The 4975-nt window shown below is 60.9% G+C and carries 3 protein-coding genes; all 3 read right to left on the minus strand.

The genetic code is table 11. The features are described 5' to 3' along the window. Positions 1 to 317: SAM-dependent methyltransferase (locus tag RTY00_RS19805; RefSeq protein ID WP_312665702.1), on the minus strand; the 317-nt coding region annotated here is incomplete at its 3' end. Positions 318 to 328: 11 nt separating this feature from the next. Beyond that, the gene (locus RTY00_RS19810) at positions 329 to 2932 is read right to left on the minus strand and encodes a nitrate reductase (RefSeq protein WP_312665704.1); all 2604 of its coding nucleotides are present in this window, start codon (positions 2930 to 2932) and stop codon (positions 329 to 331) included. Continuing rightward, positions 2929 to 4975 (minus strand): nitrite reductase large subunit NirB (nirB, locus tag RTY00_RS19815; protein ID WP_312665706.1); only part of this gene is annotated, 2047 nt, incomplete at its 5' end. The genes RTY00_RS19810 and nirB, both read right to left, overlap by 4 nt.

Below are 4975 nucleotides of genomic sequence, written 5' to 3' on the forward strand. Positions count from 1 at the left end.
TTGAGCCGCACCACTTGCCGCCCGCTGCGGGCTAAATCCACCAGCAGCTGATTAATTTGTGCCTGCTTCAAGCCGTGGCTGCCGGGCTTTTTGCCGACATCAATCGCCAGCGTCTCCGGCGGCACTTCCGCCATGATCGCCTCGCTCACCAACCGGTCATACACCACCACATCGGCGCTGTTGATCAGCCGCCATGCTTTTAAGGTGAGCAGTTCTACGTCACCCGGCCCGGCACCAACCAGCCAGACGACGCCTTGCGCCTGTTCGCCGTCACGTGGATTAAACAGCTTGTCGAGGGATTCACTGGCTTGCGTCATGATGTTTTCCGTTACTGCGCCACGCGCAGAGATGAGAGCAGTTGTTTGAGCTCCGGAATACAGGAGCCACAGTTGGTGCCGCATTTCAACACCGCGCCGAGCGCCGCCGGGGAATCACAGCCCTCGGCGATAGCCCGACGAATCGCCACTTCTCCGACGCCAAAGCAGCTGCAAAGGGTTCGTCCGTGGCTGCCGCCCTGCGTCGGTCGTCCACCTAACAGCGCATGTCGCTGCTGCGGCGAATCGGGCGGCTGGATGAAAGCCTGCGCGATAAAGGGGTGATCGATGTCCGGCAGCCAGGGCGCGGCATAAAAGGCGCATGCCAACTTGCCCTCGCGCCAGCCAATCCAGTGCAATTGCTGTCCCGCCTGCGCCTGCTGCCATTGCAATGCGGACATGCCCGGCAGTTGCATCAGCCATTCGCCAGCATATGTGTTGCCCGCCAGCACATAGCGCTGCACGCCGGGCTGCGGCGCACGCGACCAGTAGAGTAATGCTGGCGGCGTGATGATGTCCGGCAGCCACAGCCAGCCTTGCCACGTCGGACGCACAGGTTGCAAACGCACCGCTGTTTGTTTTAACGCTGGCTGAGCGGAATCGGGACAACAGGTAGCCGCGACTAATCCATCGACGTTGGCCTGCCCGCTGAACTGCCTTGTCCAGTGCATCGGCACAAAGATTTGCCCACGCTGCAGGCCGCTTTCGACGGTGACGCGTCCGCTGTACCAGCCCAGCGCCGACTGCACGCGCGTCACATCGCCGTGGCTCAAGCCGTGGGCCGCCGCATCCAGCGGGTTTAGCGCGACAAAGGGTTCATCGTAATGCTGCATCAGGCGCGGCACGTTGCCGGTGCGCGTCATGGTGTGCCACTGATCGCGGATGCGGCCGGTGTTCATCAGCAGCGGATAATCATTGGTCGTGATGGTTTTAATCGGCATCGCGGGCGGCAGCAGACGTGCTTTGCCATCGGCATGGTAAAAGCGGCGATCGGCAAACAGCCGCGCGGTGCCGTTGGGTGACGCGGCAGTGATCGGCCACTGCACCGGCGTTAACTGGTCATATTGCTCACGCGTGATGGTCGCCAGCGCGCTGATATCAAAGGCGCGCGCGCCGTGATTCTCAAAACCGGACAGCGCGGCATGCTCGGCGAAAATCTCGCATGGATGCTGCCAGGCAAAGGCCGCGCCAAAACCGAGTCGCTGCGCCACCTGCGCCAGCAGCCACCAATCCGCTTTGGCCTCACCGGCTGGCGCAGTAAAACTGCGCTGGCGTGAGATACGCCGCTCAGAGTTGGTGACGGTGCCGTTTTTCTCGCCCCACGCCTGCGCCGGAAGTAGCACGTCAGCAAACTGTGCCGTGTCGCTGTGGGCGCTGACTTCCGACACCACCACCAGCTCGCATTTCGCCAGCGCCTGCGCCACGCGGTTACCTTCCGGCATCGAAACTGCGGGATTGGAACCCATGATCCACACCGCCTTGACGTCGCCGCGTTCGATGGCGTTGAACAGATTTACCGCCGTCAGTCCCGGCTGCTGCGCAACACGATCGCTCCCCCAAAAGCGCGCAACACGATCAACCTCTGGTGCGCTAAAGCCCATGTGCGCCGCCAGTTGATTGGCTAAGCCGCCCACTTCACGGCCGCCCATGGCGTTGGGCTGTCCGGTCAGCGAAAACGGTCCGCAGCCCGCACGGCCGATTTTGCCGCTGAGCAGATGCGCATTGAGGATGGCGTTGTTGTTATCGCTGCCGGTTTGTGACTGATTGATGCCCATGCACCACAGCGTCAGCACGCGCGGTTGCGCGGCGAACAGCTGCCAGAACGCCACAATCTCATGCTCACTTAACTGGCAGGCAGCGGCGACCGCCGCCACATCCCACGCCTCACAGGCCGCTAAGGTCGCCTCCACATTGGCCAGATGCGGCAACATACTGACATCAATACCCGCATGGTGCGCCAGCCAGTTCAGCAGCCCGGCAAACAGCGCGCTATCAGATCCCGGTTGCAACGCCAGATGCAGGTCAGCAAGGTCACAGCTGGCAGTACGACGCGGATCGATCACCACCAGCTGCATCTCTGGGCGTTCGGCTTTGGCCTGCACCAGCCGCTGCCACGCCACCGGATGCGCCCATGCTGCATTGGAGCCGACCAACACCACGACATCGGCCTGTTCAAGATCGTCATAGCAGCACGGCACCGCATCGGCACCGAAAGCGCGTTTGTAACCCACCACCGCCGAAGCCATACACAGCCGTGAATTGGTATCGATGTTGGCAGAGCCAATAAACCCCTTCATCAGCTTATTGGCGGTGTAATAATCCTCCGTCAGCAGTTGACCGGAGCCGTAAAAGGCCACCGCCTGCGGCCCATGTTGATCGATGATGCGCTGGAAACCTGCCGCCACATGGTCCAGTGCGGCGTGGATACTGACGCGCTGACCGTCAATCTGCGGCCAGAGCAAACGACCTTCATGCGTCAGGGTCTCGCCCAGCGCTGAACCTTTGACGCACAGCCGACCGAAATTAGCCGGATGTTGGCGGTCGCCGCTCACCGGCGCATCCAGGGCTTTCACCTCCACGCCACAGCCAACGCCGCAGTACGGACAGGTGGTTTTCATGAGGCCGCCGCCAGCGCAATAATCGGCTGATGGCCGAGCCACACTTTGCCGCCCTCCACGCGCACCGGCCAGCAGCGCAGTTGATGCTCGGCGTTATCCAGACTTTGTCCGTCGCGCAGCCGCACGCGCTGCTTGTAAAGCGGTGAAATCACCACCGGCTCGCCCGCTACGTCGCCGAGAATGCCACGCGACAGCACGCTGGCTTGCGTGCCGGGCTCAATATCTTCCAGCGCATAAATCGCCTCGCCCAAGCGGAATAAGGCCACACGCTGGCCGCCCAGCCGCGCACCCATGCCCGCAGACGGCGGGATGGCGTCGACATGGCAAATGGCACTCCAGGGTTCTGCCGGCAACGTAGTGACCGGAATGCTGTCCGCCGTCGCGGGCTGACGCTGACCGCGCACCTGCACATAGTTGAGCGTTTCGTCAGGCTGCTCGCTGTTGACGGTGGCGGTAAACAAGGCGCGACGCGAAGGATCCTGCAGCGTGCTGTGCCATTCGCACTGATAGCGATCCACCACGCGCTGCATCTCCTGCTCCAGTTGCGCGGCCATGCCGAGTGAATCCTCGATTACCACCTGACGCAGGTAGTCGAGTCCGCCTTCCATGTTATCCATCCACACGCTGGTGCGTTGCAGACGATCGGCGGTGCGCACATAGAACATCAAAATGCGGTCAACGTAGCGCAGCAGGGTTTCATCATCGAGATCGCTGGCAAAAAGATCGGCATGGCGCGGTTTCATCCCGCCGTTGCCGCAGACATACAGGTTCCAGCCTTTTTCCGTGGCGATTACGCCAATGTCCTTGCTCTGCGCTTCGGCGCATTCGCGCGTGCAGCCAGAAACCGCCATTTTTATTTTGTGCGGCGCGCGCAGCCCTTTGTAGCGATTCTCTAATGCGATGGCGAAGGTGGTGGAATCCTGCACGCCGTAGCGGCACCAGGTTGAGCCAACGCAGGATTTTACCGTGCGCAGCGATTTTCCGTAGGCGTGACCGGTTTCAAAACCCGCCGCGATCAGGCGTTCCCAGATATCCGGTAACTGATCGAGCCGCGCACCGAACAGATCGATGCGCTGACCGCCGGTGATTTTGGTGTAGAGATCGTAACGGGCTGCTACTTCACCAATCGCAATTAACCCTTGCGGCGTAATTTCACCGGCTGGCACACGCGGTACCACCGAATAGGTGCCATCTTTCTGGATGTTGGCGAAGTAGCGATCGTTGGTATCCTGCAGCGGCAGATGTTCGGGCTTCAGTAAGTAGTCATTCCAGCATGATGCCAGCAATGATCCCACCAGCGGTTTGCACACTTCACAGCCCTGTCCGCGTCCGTTGAGCTGCAATAGCTGCTCGAAGGTGGTGATGTTGCCGACGCGTATCAGGTGGTACAGCTCCTGACGCGAGTAGGCAAAGTGTTCGCAGATATCCTTCTTCACTTCCACGCCCTGACTGGCGAGCTGGAACTCCATCACCTGTTTGACTAATGCGCTGCACCCACCGCAGCCGGTCGCCGCTTTGGTACAGCTTTTTATCGCCGCCATTTCACCGCAGCCGCCCTGCACCGCGCCGCAAATGTCCGCCTTGCTGACGTTATGGCACGAGCAGATTTGCGCGCTGTCTGGCAACGCCGCGACGCCCAGCGCTTTAGCAGGCGCACCCGCCAGCTGCGGCAAAATCAGGCTCTCTGGTTCTTCCGGTAGCGGTAACTGATTTAGCATCATCTGCAGCAGGCTGGCGTATTCTGCGCTATCGCCTACCAGCACGCCGCCGAGCAGCGTTTTGCGATCTTTGCACACCACCAGTTTTTTGTAGATGCCTTTAGGATTATCGATCCACTGATAGCTTTGGCTGTCAGCGGTACGCCCGTGCGCATCGCCAAAAGACGCCACTTCCACGCCGAGCAGCTTCAGTTTCGTGCTCATGTCGGCACCGCTGAACGCCAGCTCTTCCTGCGCCAGCTGCGCCGCCAGTACGCGCGCCATTTGATACCCCGGCGCAACCAAACCGAAAATTTGCCCTTGCCACAGCGCGCATTCGCCAATC

This window comes from Pantoea sp. CTOTU49201 (genome assembly GCF_032054795.1).
Taxonomy (GTDB): Bacteria; Pseudomonadota; Gammaproteobacteria; order Enterobacterales; family Enterobacteriaceae; genus Pantoea; species Pantoea symbiotica.

Excerpts from the sequence above, each read along its gene's own strand:
- RTY00_RS19810 (WP_312665704.1), bottom strand. The coding sequence starts at position 2,932 with ATGAAAACCACCTGTCCGTACTGCGGCGTTGGCTGTGGCGTGGAGGTG.